Source organism: Niallia sp. CD-39, assembly GCF_059874745.1.
This window is the reverse complement of the sequence record NZ_JCBCPS010000001.1, coordinates 995141-1011127: the sequence shown is the minus strand read 5'-3', so window position 1 is coordinate 1011127 and position 15987 is coordinate 995141. Positions and strand designations below refer to the sequence as shown.

16 protein-coding genes are annotated in these 15987 nt (G+C 37.4%); 13 read left to right on the top strand and 3 right to left on the bottom strand.

Annotated elements, in window-relative coordinates:
• Window positions 1-26 precede the first annotated feature (26 nt).
• From AC6F34_RS05175 to AC6F34_RS05135, 9 genes are all read left to right on the top strand, one after another.
• Complete coding sequence (locus AC6F34_RS05175; protein WP_500769620.1) at window positions 27-845, top strand: pyruvate, water dikinase regulatory protein; 819 nt, start codon at window positions 27-29, stop codon at window positions 843-845.
• A gap of 262 nt (window positions 846-1107) precedes the next feature.
• The gene (locus AC6F34_RS05170; protein ID WP_500770155.1) at window positions 1108-1569 is read left to right on the top strand and encodes a YaiI/YqxD family protein; all 462 of its coding nucleotides are present in this window, start codon (window positions 1108-1110) and stop codon (window positions 1567-1569) included.
• Between the two features lie 47 nt (window positions 1570-1616).
• Window positions 1617-3428: a DNA primase gene (gene dnaG / locus AC6F34_RS05165; protein WP_500769618.1), complete on the top strand. Its 1812-nt coding sequence runs from the start codon at window positions 1617-1619 to the stop codon at window positions 3426-3428.
• Window positions 3429-3540: 112 nt separating this feature from the next.
• Window positions 3541-4665 (top strand): RNA polymerase sigma factor RpoD, encoded by a 1125-nt coding sequence (gene rpoD, locus AC6F34_RS05160; RefSeq protein ID WP_500769616.1) that lies wholly within the window; start codon window positions 3541-3543, stop codon window positions 4663-4665.
• 110 nt (window positions 4666-4775) lie between these two features.
• Window positions 4776-5297 (top strand): hypothetical protein, encoded by a 522-nt coding sequence (locus AC6F34_RS05155; protein ID WP_500769614.1) that lies wholly within the window; start codon window positions 4776-4778, stop codon window positions 5295-5297.
• 104 nt (window positions 5298-5401) lie between these two features.
• Window positions 5402-6541: an acyl-CoA dehydrogenase family protein gene (locus tag AC6F34_RS05150; protein ID WP_500769612.1), complete on the top strand. Its 1140-nt coding sequence runs from the start codon at window positions 5402-5404 to the stop codon at window positions 6539-6541.
• Window positions 6542-6729: 188 nt separating this feature from the next.
• Complete coding sequence (gene cccA, locus AC6F34_RS05145) at window positions 6730-7089, top strand: cytochrome c550 (protein ID WP_500769609.1); 360 nt, start codon at window positions 6730-6732, stop codon at window positions 7087-7089.
• Window positions 7090-7248: 159 nt separating this feature from the next.
• Window positions 7249-7956, top strand: coding sequence for a tRNA (adenine(22)-N(1))-methyltransferase (locus AC6F34_RS05140; RefSeq protein ID WP_500769607.1), 708 nt, complete (start codon window positions 7249-7251; stop codon window positions 7954-7956).
• A complete protein-coding gene (locus tag AC6F34_RS05135; RefSeq protein WP_500769605.1) occupies window positions 7953-9071 on the top strand; it encodes a Nif3-like dinuclear metal center hexameric protein in 1119 nt (372 codons plus the stop codon). The genes AC6F34_RS05140 and AC6F34_RS05135 overlap by 4 nt, the downstream gene beginning before the upstream one ends.
• Before the next feature lie 231 nt (window positions 9072-9302).
• Here AC6F34_RS05135 and AC6F34_RS05130 read toward each other — a convergent pair whose 3' ends face one another.
• Both AC6F34_RS05130 and vrrA read right to left on the bottom strand, forming a co-directional pair.
• A complete protein-coding gene (locus AC6F34_RS05130) occupies window positions 9303-10250 on the bottom strand; it encodes a 4-hydroxy-3-methylbut-2-enyl diphosphate reductase (protein WP_500769603.1) in 948 nt (315 codons plus the stop codon).
• A 381-nt stretch (window positions 10251-10631) separates the two neighbouring features.
• A complete protein-coding gene (gene vrrA / locus AC6F34_RS05125) occupies window positions 10632-11294 on the bottom strand; it encodes a VrrA/YqfQ family protein (protein ID WP_500769601.1) in 663 nt (220 codons plus the stop codon).
• A gap of 229 nt (window positions 11295-11523) precedes the next feature.
• Here vrrA and AC6F34_RS05120 point away from each other — a divergent pair, with 229 nt between their 5' ends.
• Both AC6F34_RS05120 and AC6F34_RS05115 read left to right on the top strand, forming a co-directional pair.
• Window positions 11524-12828, top strand: a complete 1305-nt coding sequence (locus tag AC6F34_RS05120; protein ID WP_500769599.1) for a DEAD/DEAH box helicase — start codon at window positions 11524-11526, stop codon at window positions 12826-12828.
• Window positions 12829-12849: 21 nt separating this feature from the next.
• Complete coding sequence (locus AC6F34_RS05115; RefSeq protein ID WP_500769597.1) at window positions 12850-13743, top strand: deoxyribonuclease IV; 894 nt, start codon at window positions 12850-12852, stop codon at window positions 13741-13743.
• A gap of 167 nt (window positions 13744-13910) precedes the next feature.
• Here the strand turns inward: AC6F34_RS05115 and AC6F34_RS05110 are convergent, their stop codons facing one another.
• Window positions 13911-14165 (bottom strand): DUF2624 domain-containing protein, encoded by a 255-nt coding sequence (locus AC6F34_RS05110; protein WP_500769596.1) that lies wholly within the window; start codon window positions 14163-14165, stop codon window positions 13911-13913.
• A 154-nt stretch (window positions 14166-14319) separates the two neighbouring features.
• Here AC6F34_RS05110 and AC6F34_RS05105 point away from each other — a divergent pair, with 154 nt between their 5' ends.
• Window positions 14320-15111, top strand: coding sequence for a metal ABC transporter ATP-binding protein (locus AC6F34_RS05105; protein ID WP_500769594.1), 792 nt, complete (start codon window positions 14320-14322; stop codon window positions 15109-15111).
• Window positions 15108-15956 (top strand): metal ABC transporter permease, encoded by an 849-nt coding sequence (locus AC6F34_RS05100; RefSeq protein ID WP_500769591.1) that lies wholly within the window; start codon window positions 15108-15110, stop codon window positions 15954-15956. Before AC6F34_RS05105 ends, AC6F34_RS05100 begins: the two co-directional genes overlap by 4 nt.
• Window positions 15957-15987 lie beyond the last annotated feature (31 nt).

The following is a 15987-nucleotide window of genomic DNA, read 5'->3' as shown; positions in this document are numbered from 1 at the left end:
ATGTTAGAAGGGAATGATCTTATAAAATGGGAAAAATGCCGGTAATATATGTTGTCTCTGATTCTGTGGGAGAAACAGCTGAATTAGTAACGAAAGCTGCAACAAGTCAATTTAACGGTGGAGAGATCATCATTAAGCGATTCCCATATGTAGAGGAAAAGGTACATATCGATGAAGTCATATCGCTTGCTAAATTTGATCAAGGAATGATAGCTTATACATTGGTGAGGCCAGAAATTCGACAGTATATGAATGAATTAGCAGCAAAAGAAGGCATTTATGTGTACGACATCATAGGACCACTTGTGGATCAAATTCAAGCCATCGGTGGCAAAGAACCGTTGAATGAACCTGGACTAGTAAGAAGGCTCGATGATGACTATTTCAAAAAAGTTGAAGCGATTGAGTTTGCGGTGAAATATGATGACGGTCGAGATCCAAGAGGAATCTTAAAAGCGGATATCGTTCTGGTCGGAGTGTCTCGTACTTCAAAAACTCCACTCTCTCAATATTTAGCACATAAACGATTGAAGGTAGCTAACGTACCGCTTGTCCCAGAGGTTGACCCACCTGAAGAGCTATTCTTAGTGAATCAACAGAAATGCTTTGGTTTAAAAATCAGTCCTGAGAAACTGAATAATATTCGAAGAGAACGTCTGATTTCACTAGGCTTAAATGATAATGCAAGTTATGCAAACATCGAAAGAATTAAGCAAGAAATCGAATATTTCGATCGAATCGTTGGAAAAATGGACTGCAAAATTATCGATGTAACGAATAAAGCAGTTGAAGAAACGGCGAACTTAATTCTGAATGAATATAGAAGAAGCTTTCCACAGAGCTAGCACATGAAATTTGGTGCTAGCTTTGCATTTGATGCTGTAAATGTTCTGGATTTCTATAACAAAAAAGGATGGAAAAATAGCATATCTTATACTATAATAAAAAATTGTGAGAAAAAATCTTTCTGAATAGGTTTAGAGTGGAGTTTGAACGAATAAACTATTTATTGTTAGAAGTCAAGCGAAGCTCAAAAAAAAAATTCGACATATCGATCCTCGTGAAACTTATATGGGAAAGAAGGAATAAACGGAGTGATGTAGAATTATTAGAACATTAGACAAACCCGTTGTGTTTGTAGATGCAGATTCTTGTCCAGTGGAAGAAGAAATTGTCGAAATCACAAAGGAATTTGCAGTACATGTAATCTTTATTGCTTCTTATGCACATATGAGAAATGATTCTAGCGGTGAATGGGTTTATGTAGATGCGACGAAGGAAGCTGTCGATCTCTACATAATGAACCACACGAAGAAAAGTGATGTTGTGGTTACTCAAGATATAGGGCTAGCTTCTACCTTACTTGCGAAAAGTGTGATTGCCATCTCACCAAGAGGTCTACTCTATCATGAAGATATGATTGATACAGCCCTTGAATTTCGTTATCTTTCTGCGAAAGCACGAAGAAAAGGAGTATATGGAAAGGGCCCAAAACGCTTCACACAGCAGGATCGAGAACAATTTATACAAAACTTCACAAAAATTTTGTCGAAATTTGAAGGGTTTTAAACATCTTTATAGAATATCTCTAAAAGGAATAAATGGAGTTGTTCTTTATGGCAGAGCGAATACCTGAAGAAAAAATTGAAGAAATTAGACGGGCAGTTGATATTGTTGACGTAGTTGGCGATTATGTTCAACTAACCAAAAAAGGAAGAAATCATTTTGGTTTATGTCCTTTTCATGGTGAAAATACACCATCATTCTCTGTTTCAGAAGAGAAACAAATTTATTATTGCTTTGGCTGTCACGCTGGAGGGAATGCATTCTCCTTCCTAATGGAGTTAGAAGGGTATTCTTTTCAAGAAGCAGTAGTTAAACTAGCGAACAAGGCAAATGTGCAGATAGATGTTGATGAGTCATCTGTTAAGGGAGAGCGTAAACGTTCTCCAGATATACAGTTGATGCTAGATGCACATGAACTATTAACTAAATTCTACCACCATCTTCTCGTAAATACAAAGGAAGGCGAAGGAGCTTTACAGTATTTACTTGATAGAGGATTCACAATGGAATCCATTCAAAAGTTTCAAATAGGCTATGCGCTTCCATCTTGGGATTTCGTATATAAGTATTTGACGAAGCGTAAATACGAGGAAGCACTTTTAGAAAAAGCTGGCCTGATCATTAAAAGTGAGAAAGACGGTCGATATTTTGATCGCTTCCGCAACCGAATTATTTTTCCAATTTTTGACCGTAATGGGTACACTGTTGCTTTTTCAGGAAGAACAATGGGCGATGATGAGCCAAAATATTTAAATAGTCCTGAAACTGCAATTTTTTATAAAAGTAAGATCTTATACAATTTTCATATGGCTAGACCACATATAAAGAAACATCAACGTGTCGTATTGTTTGAAGGCTTTGCTGATGTTATTTCAGCGACAAAGGCAGGGGTTGAAAACAGCATTGGTACGATGGGTACTTCTTTAACTGATGAGCATATTGCGATGCTTAAAAAGCAAGTTCAACATGTAACGATTTGTAACGACTCTGATAATGCTGGAATTGAGGCAACTTTTAAATCTGCTCAAATGTTACAAAAATCTGGCTTCCAAATACGGGTTGCAATGATGCCACAAGGACTTGACCCTGATGATTATATTCGTCAGTTTGGCGAAAAAAAGTTTAAGCTTGAAGTCATAGAGGCGAGTATTACGTTAATGGCTTTTAAGTTTTTCTATTATAAAAGAGGGAAAAACTTAAAAGATGAAGGAGATCGTCTTCAATATATAGAAGATGTGTTGAAGGAAATAGCAGCACTCGATCAAGCCGTTGAAAAGGATTTATATTTACGCCAATTAGCAGAAGAGTTTAATCTATCGTTAGAAGCATTGAAAGAGCAATCGATGCAAATTCATCATGGTGGAAGGCAAAATCCTCGTCAAGAGCAGACAAAACCAAAAATAAAAGCGATTCAAACAATCAAGAAGCGACATGCCTACCAGATTGCTGAACGCCACTTGCTTGCACATAGTGTGAAGGATGCAGATCTTGCATTTAAGATTGCGACAAGCCTATCAGGGCATTCGTTTAATATGGATGAACACCAGGCAATTTTTACCTACCTACTAGGCTTTTATGAAAGTGGTCATCCTCCTGATGTCAGCTCATTTGTACAATTTGTACAGGATGAAAAACTTCGTGGGATTATAGCTGACATATCAATGATTGAAATAAATGATGAAGCAACAGAAAAGGAATTGTCTGATTATATAAAACAGGTGTTGAATTATCAAAAAATGCTCATCATAAAAGAAAAAAAGGTAGAAGCAAAAGAAGCTGAACGTCAACAAAATTTTGAAAAAGCAGCACAGATTGCGATGGAAATCATCCATTTAGAAAAGGCTTTAAAGATGGAACAATGATTGTGTTTAAAGGAAGAGCATCCATTGTGGAAGGACTTATACTTTTTATAGTGAACATGAATTAATGAAATAAAATTTGGTTCGTCGGTGATTTTTGGAAGGAGGGGGACAAATGGCTGAAAAATCGGCCCGTTCAAAAGAGGTTGATTCAGAATTGACCCTGGAACAAGTAAAGGAACAATTATTAGAGGTAGGTAAGAAAACAGGTATCCTCGCCTATGACGATATTGCAGAAAGATTGGCTAGCTTTGAATTAGATTCCCATCAAATGGATGAGTATTATGAGTTTTTAGGGGATCAAGGGATTGAATTAGTTGGTGACAACGATGAAGAGGATCCAAATATTCAGCAGCTTACAAAGAATGAAGAAGAGTTTGACCTAAATGATTTAAGTGTGCCACCTGGCGTAAAAATCAATGACCCTGTCAGAATGTATTTGAAAGAAATTGGTCGAGTTGATTTGTTAACAGCAGAGGAAGAGATTTCTCTAGCGAACCGTATTGAAGCTGGAGATGAAGAAGCAAAAAGACGTCTTGCAGAAGCTAACTTACGATTAGTTGTTAGTATTGCAAAGCGCTACGTTGGTCGCGGTATGCTATTCCTTGATCTAATTCAAGAAGGGAATATGGGATTGATAAAAGCGGTAGAGAAGTTCGATTACCGTAAAGGCTTTAAGTTTAGTACGTATGCTACTTGGTGGATCCGCCAGGCAATTACACGTGCTATAGCTGACCAAGCACGTACAATTCGTATCCCTGTTCATATGGTTGAAACGATTAATAAATTAATTCGTGTTCAAAGACAGCTATTGCAAGATTTAGGTCGTGAACCATCACCAGAAGAAATCGCTGAGGATATGGATTTAACCCCAGATAAAGTAAGAGAAATCCTAAAGATTGCTCAAGAACCAGTATCCTTAGAAACACCAATTGGTGAAGAGGATGATTCACATTTAGGTGACTTTATTGAAGATCAGGACGCAACATCTCCATCAGAGCATGCTGCATATGAGCTATTAAAAGAGCAACTTGAAGATGTATTAGATACTCTTACAGATCGTGAAGAGAATGTTTTAAGATTACGCTTTGGCTTAGATGATGGGCGTACACGAACACTTGAAGAAGTTGGAAAAGTATTCGGTGTAACGAGAGAGCGTATTCGTCAAATTGAAGCAAAAGCGTTAAGAAAGCTACGCCATCCAAGTAGAAGCAAGCGATTAAAGGACTTTTTAGAATAAAAGGTACTTTATTCCTACAAATGAATGAGAATAGTCATTGTCAGAAAATAGTTTACTTCTTAAAATGGAAGTGAACTATTTTCTTTTTAATTCAAATTGGATGTGTAAAAATGGATGCTCAAAGGCGCGAAATTGTCATTAAGGAAATTGAACATTGGAAGAGAAGTAAGCTATTACCTGAACAATACTGTAATTATTTATTAGCTCTCTATACAGAAGGAGAGCCGCAAACAGTAAAGCAGACAAAGTCGAGGAAGTCGATGCTCTATTTGCTACCATTTCTGTTTGTATTGCCATTATGTGTTTATATTGTTTATTTTACTGAATTGTCAATCATTTTGCAAATGGTCATCTTTTCTGTTCTTTTGATTGGCGGGATTTTATTTGCTTTTTATTTTATTAGAAAAGGATTAGTTGTCCATATACCGATCATTATTATGGCATTGACTTTGTTATTTATCTCTACGGAAGTCGTCACTTATTTTCTCCAAGGAAATACAGCCGCACTTTATATACTGTTGTCCTTACATATTATTATTTGGTTCATTGTCGGCATAAAGTTCCGTCTTCATTATTTATCAATTTCTGGAGCACTCGGTGGGATTGTTTTATTAATTTCTATTTTCATATAACTTACAACTATTTAAAATTTTTTAAATGTTGAGAAAAATATCCCCTTCTGTATATAATGATAAATGTAAGCGGATACAATCGAGGAGACTTAAGGGGGATATGTATGAATTTTGATTTAACTTCTGAGCAAGAAATGTTGTATAAAACGATTCGTGAATTTGCAGAAGAGGAAGTCGCACCAGGTGCATTAGAAAGAGATCGTACAAAACAGTTTCCTATTGACTTAATGAAAAAAATGTCTGAGTTAGGATTAATGGGATTACCATTCCCTGAAAAATATGGTGGAGCTGGAGCGGATACAGTGAGCTTTGCCATTGTAACAGAGCTATTAAGTAAAGCCTGTGCTTCAACTGGGATCACATATTCTGCACATATATCATTAGGAGGAGCTCCGTTAAATCTATTTGGAACGGAGGAGCAAAAAGATAAATATTTAACTCCAATATGTACAGGAGAGAGCCTAGGTGCATTTGGGTTAACAGAACCAAATGCGGGTTCAGATGCAGGAGGAACGTTGACGACTGCGCGAGAAGAAAATGGAGAGTACATCATTAATGGGAACAAATGCTTTATCACAAATGCAACGTATGCTAAGCATTTAGCGCTAACCGCTGTGACAGGTGAAAAGGATGGAAAGAAGCAAATTAGTGCAATAATAGTGCCTACTGATGCTGAAGGATTTACAATTCTTGATCAATACGAAAAAATGGGTTTGCATGCGTCGAATACAACAGAGCTCGTACTAAATGATGTACGCGTTCCGACTGAGCACTTGCTCGGCAAAGAGGGAGAGGGCTTTAAACAGTTCCTGATGACGCTAGATGGCGGAAGAATTGGTATTGGTGCAATGTCAGTAGGAATTGCTCAAGCGGCCTATGAGAAGGCATTACAGTACGCGAAAGAGAGAAAGCAATTTGGCCGGTCGATTTCTCATTTTCAAGCGATCCAGTTTAAATTAGCAGATATGGCGATGAAGATTGAGCTAGCGAGAAATATGGTTTACAAGGCAGCATGGCTAAAGGATCAAGGTAGGCCATTTGCTAAAGAAGCATCGATGTGCAAGCTCTATGCTTCAGAAATCAGCATGGAAGTAGCAGATCAAGCGGTGCAAATTCATGGTGGTTATGGCTATATGAAAGACTATCATGTTGAGAGATATATGAGAGATGCAAAATTAACTGAGATCGGCGAAGGGACATCGGAAGTTCAAAGAATGGTTATTGCCAGACTGATTGGTTGTTAAATATTGTGAATAATTTTACTCTAAATTGAAAACTCTATCCTTATTGGTAGAGTTTTTTGTCAAATTTATGAACATGTAGCGACAAGTTTCACTTTAGGGCTTTTCCTTCTATGGATTTTAAAGTAAAATAGGTGTTGTTTATGTTTTCTTAATTTTATTGTAGCGTTCATACATAAGGGGGGGTAACAATGAACCGTAATCCAATTATGCCTTTCGTTTTAATTATGGTAATTGGTGTAGGAGCAATGTTCTTACTATCATTTAAAGGTCTCGGAGACTTTGAGAAATTAACGAAAGAAGATAACGGAGACACAACTGAAGAGGTTGCTCAAGCTAGTCCGGACGAATTATATCAGCAAAACTGTATGAGCTGTCATGGAAATGAGCTTCAAGGTGGAATGGGACCAGAGTTAGTAGGCATTGGTGATAAATACAGCGCAGATGAGATCGCTGACATTATTAAAAATGGTCAAGGTAGCATGCCAGCAATCGCTGCAGTAGCAGGCAAGGAAGCTGATATAGCTGAATGGTTAATCGGCTTAGAATAATGTATACATAAAACCCTTTGTTGATTTTTCGACAGAGGGTTTTCTTCATATCAAACGCTATTAGTTTAGATTATTGTCCAATAGTTGATAACACTTGTTCTTTTAAGCTATCATCATAAATGAACAATATTTAAAGGAATAAAAAGAAGTGGTGAAAACATGAACGCTGAAAAATTATCTAAAAGATTAACGACTGTTACAAAATACATCCCTCAGGGGAGTGTAATTGCAGATATTGGCTCGGATCACGCATATTTACCTTGTTATGCTATAAAAAAAGGCATTGCTAAAAGAGCAATTGCAGGAGAAGTAGTTGAGGGACCTTATCAGTCTGCTAAAAAACAGGTTCAACAAGAAGGCTTAACAGAATTAATTACTGTTCGAAAAGGGAATGGATTAGAAGCAGTGGAAGTTGGAGAGGTAGACTGCATTACGATTGCAGGAATGGGTGGAGCATTAATTCGTTCCATACTTGAAGCAGGAGCAGCAAAGCTTGTGAACGTTTCAAGATTAATCTTACAACCGAATATTAGTGCCGTTTCTATAAGAGAGTGGATTGAGCAAAATCATTGGCATTTAGTTGCTGAGGAGATTTTAGAAGAAGACGGAAAAATCTATGAGGTACTTGTAGCGGAGAGAACAGATTCAGAACATGAAGCTGCTCCAATGTCAAAAGAAGAATTATTGCTTGGGCCTTTCTTAATGAAAGAAAAGACTGATGCCTTCAAATTGAAATGGGAAAATGAGAAGAACAACTGGCAAAGAATTTTAACGAATTTGGAACTTGCAGCAAACTCTGAAGAGAATGAAGCAAAGAGGACTGAGCTCAAAGAAAAAATTAACTTTGTTGAGGAGGTTTTACGATGAAAACTCCAAATGGACATGAACTCATTCAACTGTTTGAACAATTTTCTCCAAAGCAATATGCAATGGAGGGGGACAAAATTGGTTTGCAGATTGGTCGATTAAATAGAAAAATGACGAATGTAATGGTTGCATTAGATGTAACTGAGGAAGTCATTGATGAGGCCATTGAGAAAAATGTTGAATTAATCATTGCTCATCATCCCCTTATTTTTAGACCAATTAAGAAAATAGCAACAGATACGAAATACGGAAGAATGATAGAGAAAATTATCAAGCATGAAATCGTCATTTATGCTGCACATACGAACTTAGATGTAGCAAATGGTGGGGTTAATGATTTATTGGCTTGCGCCCTACAACTTGAAGATACAGAAGTATTAGTTCCTACATATACAACCGGATTAAAAAAACTAGTTGTTTATGTACCTGTAAACGATGCGAATGCTGTGAAAACTGCATTAGGGGATGCTGGTGCCGGTCATATTGGAGAATATAGTCATTGCATGTTTTCTACTGAAGGTAATGGTCAGTTTTTACCGACAGATCAAGCCAATCCGTATATAGGAGAGAGTGGTAGCCTAGAAACGGTTGTGGAGGAGAGAATCGAAACAATCTTCCCAGATCATCTCGAAAAGAAAGTGCTACAAGCGATGTTTAAGTCTCACCCATACGAGGAGGTCGCTTATGACCTTTATCGGTTAGAAAACAAAGGGGAAGAGCTAGGGCTAGGGCGAATTGGCAAGTTGAAGGAAGAGATGACTTTAAGGGAGTTTTCAGAGCATGTGAAGCAATCACTGGACGTTCAAGGTGTACGCATGGTTGGAGATGAAAATGCACGCATTCAGAAAGTGGCAGTGCTAGGTGGAGACGGAAACAAGTATTACTCTCATGCAATTCGCAAGGGTGCAGATGTCTACGTAACTGGTGATCTATATTATCATGTAGCACACGACGCGATGATGGAAGGGTTGAATATTGTGGACCCTGGTCATAATGTAGAGAAAGTAATGAAGCAGGGCGTCGTGAATGAGCTGCAAAAGCTATGTAAGGATAAAGGATACGAAGTAAACATATTTCCTTCAGTTCTTCATACAGATCCGTTTATATTTGTATAAAAAAGGAAGTCGGTTTTCCGACTTCCTTTCATACTGCCCGACAAATGCTTGCATAAGTCGTTGTTTGTCTCACTCGTCCCTTCATGAACCGTCTGTTCTATTCGGGTCTTCGATTGCACGCCTAGTCTGACAAGCGTTATAAAGACAGTCTGATGGTTTATCTTATTTTAAAAATCCCTTTGAAAAACATGTAGACAAGGCGACTTTTAGACTTTGTCACATTCTCCTTTTTTATACTTTAGCTTTTTTAACTTTTGGTAAGATTTTGCTTAATGGTACTTTCTTTTCTGCAAGCCAAGTTGTGTCATCGGCTGGATCATATTGCTCGATAAAGGTGATAACTTCCTTTGTGATTGGTGTTGGTGTAGATGCACCAGCGGTTACTGCTACTAGTTTCGCATCACGAATCCAGTCAAGGTTCAACTCAGATAAGTCTCCAATTCTATATGCTTTTGTTCCGGCGATTTCCTCAGATACTTGGGCAAGGCGGTTGGAGTTATTACTTTTCGGATCTCCAACAACGATTAAAACATCGGCCTCCCCAGCTTGTTCAGCAACTGCTTCTTGTCGAACTTGAGTTGCCATACATATTTCCTTATGAAACTCTGCATGCGGAAACTTTTCTTTTATCGTATCCATGACATCAAGAACATCCCATTGGCTCATCGTTGTTTGATTTGTAACAAGGATTTTGTCCGCTTCAAGAGATAAATTTGTAATGTCGCTTTCTCTTTCAACTAGATGAACAATGTCAGGCGCTACTCCAAGTGCTCCTTCAGGTTCTGGATGCCCTTTTTTACCAATGTAAATAATTTGATATCCTTCTTCTTTTTTCTCACGAATTAAATCATGTGTGCGCGTAACGTCAGGACATGTGGCATCAAGAGTAACAAGTCCTTTGTCTTTCGCTTTCTTACGAATCTCAGGTGATACACCGTGCGCGGTAAAAATAACCGTTCCATTGTCTACTTTATCTAGTATTTCGTTTCGGTCTTTCCCATCTAATGTAATGATCCCTTCTTCTTCGAACGCATCGGTTACATGTTTATTATGAACAATCATTCCTAGTATATAGATTGGTCGTGGCAAAGTTTTATCTAAAGCAGCATTTCTGGCAATAACCATCGCATCAACAACCCCATAGCAATAACCGCGGGGAGATATTTTTAAGACTTTCATCGGAATTCCTCCTAAACAAAAACATTCTCTTCTCTGTTTTCCCATTTCATTCTCGTACTCTTATCCATTATATAAGACATGAGGCAATAACTCAAAGAAGGATACCTTATTGAACAGAAAAAAGACTATAAATAACTTATTTATAGTCCCAGAGTGTTGACAAACTTTTCTAATACATCGGTATTTGTCTCAGTCGTTCCTTCATGAACCTTGTGTTCTATTCAGTTTTTCACTTTACTACATGATTAGTCTGATAAGTGTTTTCAAGATATACTGAGGGTTTTCTCGTTTATTAAGTTTCTCATGAAAAAATGTAGACAAAGTCGAATTCTGTTTTTGCCTACATTCTCTTACTATAAACCGTTTAATTACAATGATTGGTTAAATAAATAATTTCGGTTTTGGAGGTTCAGATGCGTTTGACTTCTTTGCACTTTGAATAACTGTTTGTTTCTTATCTTCCTGTACGGGTAGTTTACTAGAGGAGCTAGAGTTTTTTTTACCCTTTGGTTCTGCACTTGTATCTTCTGTTTTTGCGTCTGGCATATCTTTCAACCCTCTATAAAGTTTCCACATGGCTGGGATGTTTTTCACCATTGGCCCATATTGAGAAACCATCGGCCCTAATTGTCCAGCTGTATTTAAAAACTTTTGTGTATTTGCTAAAAATCCATTTAAGGCTCCCGGATTAGTAATTGCCTTTAAAATCCCACCACCACTAGAAATCCCTGGTGTTATGGCTCGGCTGTCAGCAGCATTTGCTATTGGTGCAGCTTGTGCAGCAGCTTGCATGGCTGAATTTCTCTTCCCACCACCTAATAGCTTTGAAAGCAATCCACCTTTGCGACCGTTCCCCATCGGAGATCCGCCCATGCCGGGTTGCATATTTCTGGGCCTTCCTTGCGGCCCATTAAATTGGTGAGGCATATTGTAGTGCATCCTACCTCCTTGCATTGACGGATGGTAATTTGGCATCATGGGTGGTTGCCTATATCCACGTGGTGGCATTCCACCACGGAATGGTGCTCTAGGGCTTGGCATCATGTTTTATTCCCTCCTTTATTATCGCTTTTAGCCCCTTTAGTTCTAATACATAGGCTCTGTTACTAACACGATATGCGAGAAAGTTGGAAACGGTTATGATTTATCCATTAAAAAAGGACTTTCAGTGGCAGGACTGGTTATTTCTGAAAATGTTTATTATAATAACATGATGAACATTTCATGTTAAAGTGAAAATAGGCAAGGAATTGCAAAATGAGGAGAATCCATAATGGAAAAGAATAAATTTGAAAGATTTCAACTAAAACCATTTTTAATAGATGCACTTAATGAACAGGGATTTTACGAGCCAACGGATATTCAGGAACGCTTATTGCCAGCATTATTGAAAGGAGAGTCTGCGATCGGACAATCACAGACGGGTACTGGGAAAACATTAGCATATATTCTGCCAATCTTAGAAACAGTAAATCCGTCTGTAAATGAATTACAAGCGATTATTACTGCTCCTACAAGGGAGCTAGCGAACCAAATCTACCAAGAAATCTTAAAACTAACCAAATTCTTATCTGACGAAATTCGTACTCGATGTTACGTAGGTGGAACGGATAAGCAAAGAACAATTGAAAAGCTAAAAACTCAGCCTCATATTGTCGTTGGAACACCAGGTAGAATTGCGGATTTAGTTAATGAGCATGCCCTTCATGTTCACACTGCGACTCAATTAATTGTAGATGAAGCAGATTTAATGCTGGATATGGGCTTTATTGAAGATGTTGATCAAATTGCAGGAAGAATGCCAGAAAAGTTACAAATGCTGGTCTTTTCAGCTACCATTCCTGAGAAATTAAAGCCGTTTTTAAAGAAATATATGGAAAACCCGAAGTTTGTTCACGTAGAACCAAAGCAAGTAACAGCAGCGAAGATTGATCATCAATTGTTGCCGTTACGACATCGTAATCGTGCAAAAATGGTATACGATGTATTGAAAACGTTAAACCCTTATTTAGCAATTGTGTTCACGAATACGAAGAAAATGGCTGATGAAGTAGCAAATAGTCTGACAAACCAAGGATTAAAAGTTGGAAGAATTCATGGTGACTTGAATCCTCGTGAGCGTAAAAAAATGATGAAGCAAATTAATGATTTGCAATTTCAATACATTGTTGCTACAGATTTAGCAGCTCGAGGGATCGATATTCAAGGAATTAGTCATGTAATTAATTATGAGCTGCCATCAGATCTTGATTTTTATGTGCATCGTGTTGGAAGAACTGCACGTGCAGGAACTTCAGGGACAGCGATTACTTTATATGAGCAATCCGATGAGGATGCATTAAATCGTTTAGAAAAGATGGGAATCGAATTTACGCATGTGGATTTCCACAAAGGCGAATGGACGAGCCTAGAGGATCGCAACAAGCGTAAAAATCGTCAACGTCAGACAGATGATGTGGATAAAAAAGCGCAATCACTTATTAAAAAGCCGAAAAAGGTAAAGCCAGGCTATAAACGTAAGATGAAGTGGGAAATGGACAAAGTGAAAAAGCGTGAGCGTCGTTTAAAGAGAAAATAAGTTTAAAAAGGGGAGAAGAGTATGTTGAAGATTGGATCACATGTATCAATGAGTGGGAAGAAAATGTTGCTAGCAGCAAGTGAAGAAGCCGTCTCTTACGGTTCTAATACATTCATGATTTATACAGGAGCCCCGCAAAATACTCGTAGAAAGAAAATAGAAGAACTAAACATCGAAGCAGGCTTGCAACATATGAGGGAAAATGGCATAGAAGATATTGTTGTACATGCACCATATATTATCAATATTGGGAATACAACAAATCCAGCAACCTTTGAGTTAGGTGTGAATTTTTTACGATCAGAAATTGATCGTACAAAAGAAATTGGTGCAAAACAAATCGTCTTACATCCAGGGGCTCATGTTGGAGCAGGTGCAGAAGAAGGAATAAAGAAAATCATTGAAGGGCTTAATGAAGTATTAACGAGCGATGAGTCGGTACAGATTGCCTTAGAAACAATGGCAGGTAAAGGCTCGGAATGTGGCAGAAGCTTTGATGAACTTGCGAAGATTATTGATGGAGTTACACATAACCAGCACATATCGGTATGCTTTGATACTTGTCATACGAATGATGCAGGCTACAATATTGTGGATGATTTTGACGGAGTTCTTAATGAATTCGATCAAATCATTGGGATCGATCGTTTAAAAGTTCTTCATGTTAATGATAGTAAAAATGAAAGAGGAATGAGAAAAGACCGCCATGAAAATATCGGATTCGGTCATATCGGATTCCAAGCAATAAATTACATTGTTCATCACCCACAGTTAACAGCTATTCCTAAAATACTTGAAACACCGTATGTTGGGGAAGACAAGAAAAATAAAAAAGCACCATATAAGCATGAAATTGCGATGTTAAAAGCAAAGCAATTCAATGAAAATTTACTAGAAGAGATTATGAACGGCTAGGTGTTTGAACGGTAAAAGCTTAGAATGACTATGTTCATTCTAAGCTTTTATAATGAATAGACAGGAGTAGATCGCCTATTCCTAAAAAATACCCGCATCAAGAGGGAGATGCGAGTACTACTTATATGAGCCAGGAAAAAAGTGGTGACAAAAGACTTTCATAAGTATTATTTCGTAAACATTAGAAACAATTTGTTCACTTGCTTGGCTGTGTCTGCACCAGCGATCAAAGCGATTTCTTTAATTACTCTTGTGCGGTCCTGATCATCAAAAATATTGATATCCTTCCCATTTAGATAGTGTGCAATCTTTTCAGCTTGAGTACGCGTAATTGAAACTTGAAATTGGTTAGCATATTTAAGTAGTTCGCCAACTGTGATGTTGCTAATTTTGTGATTAATAATGTTTTCAAAGATTTTCATGCATTTATCACTCCCTAAAGTAAAGTATGAAGAATTTGGGCGAAGGGTGACATTTAAATATAAAGATGATATTGAGTTTCTTTACAATTAAAAATGAATCTTGTATACTCATTAAGTAAATCGTAATGATTCTTAATTTGAAATAGGTGATAGTATGGAGAATACAAATCCTCCGATAATAAAAATAAAGGGTTTATCCTACCGTTACGATCAACAAAACGTACTAGAAAACATCAATGTATCCATCGATAAAGGTTCTTTTCTAGGAATTGTTGGTCCAAATGGCTCTGGGAAATCAACGTTAATAAAATTGATTCTTGGGCTTTTGAAAATCCAAACAGGACAAATAGAATTATTTGGTGTGGATGCTACAAAGTTTAAGGATTGGCATAAAATTGGGTTTGTTTCACAAAAGGCAAATTCTTTTAATACAGGATTCCCTGCAACAGTTTTAGAGGTGGTTTCAAGCGGATTGACAAGCAAGCTAGGGTTATTTCGTTTTATGAAGTCGCAAGATGAAAAAAAGGTTATTGAGGCGATTCATGCAGTTGATCTCCTCCCATTCAAAGATCGTAATATAGGTGAGTTATCAGGTGGACAGCAACAGCGAGTATTTATTGCAAGAGCGCTCGTTAGTGATCCTGAGGTACTCATTCTAGATGAGCCAACTGTAGGAGTAGATGCAAGAAACGTGGAGTCTTTTTATCAAATGTTAGAAAATCTTAATAAAGAATTAAAGATTACCCTTCTGCTTGTTACACATGATATTGGAACAATCACTGATAAAGTAACACATGTCGCATGCATGAATAAAAATCTTCACTTTCATGGTGTTACAAGTGAGTTTGAACAACTTAATGAGCAAGACATGTCTAAATTTTATGGACATGATGTGCATATGCTTACGCATAATCACAATCATGATCATAAGGAGGTTATGAAATGATCTCTGGCCTCATGCAATATGAATTTCTACAAAACGCATTCTTGACTGGAATTATCATTGGAATTATTGCACCTTTGTTAGGTGTTTTTATTGTGGTTCGTCGTTTAGCATTGATTGCTGACGCCCTTAGCCATGTGACATTGGCTGGTATTGCTGCGAGTTTACTGTTAGAGAAGAAATTTCTTGGCGGAGTCCCATTAAATCCAATGTATTTAGGGATGGGCTTTTCAGTAGCAGGTGCTGTCTTTATCGAAAAGTTACGAGGTGTTTATAAACATTATCAAGAATTAGCAATCCCAATTATCCTATCTGGAGGAATTGGGTTAAGCGCCATTTTTATTTCAATTGCGGATGGATTCAATACAGATTTATTTAGTTATTTATTCGGGAGTGTGAGTGCTGTTAGCCGCACTGATTTATGGCTGATTTTAATCATTAGCATCATTGTTGTTTCAATGGTGATAATTCTTTATAAAGAGTTGTTCTTGCTGTCGTTTGATGAAGAACATGCTAAAGCATCAGGTTTAGCTGTGAAGACGCTCCATTTTATCTTTATTGTGATGGTTGCATTAGTGATCGCAGCATCAATGAGGATTGTTGGTATCTTGCTTGTATCTTCACTAATGACGATTCCAGTAGCAGCAAGTATACGAATTGCTAAAGGGTTCAAACAGACAATCTTTTATGCAATTCTTTTTGGAGAAATCTCAGTCGTTGGTGGTCTAGTCATTTCTTATTACTTAAACTGGGCACCTGGTGGAACAATTGTAATGATAACTGTGGCAATTTTACTACTAACAATTGCAATTAAGAAGATATCGGTACGAAAGCCAGCAAAAGTTTGATATAATATGGTTGAACAAACGAGGTGAATGG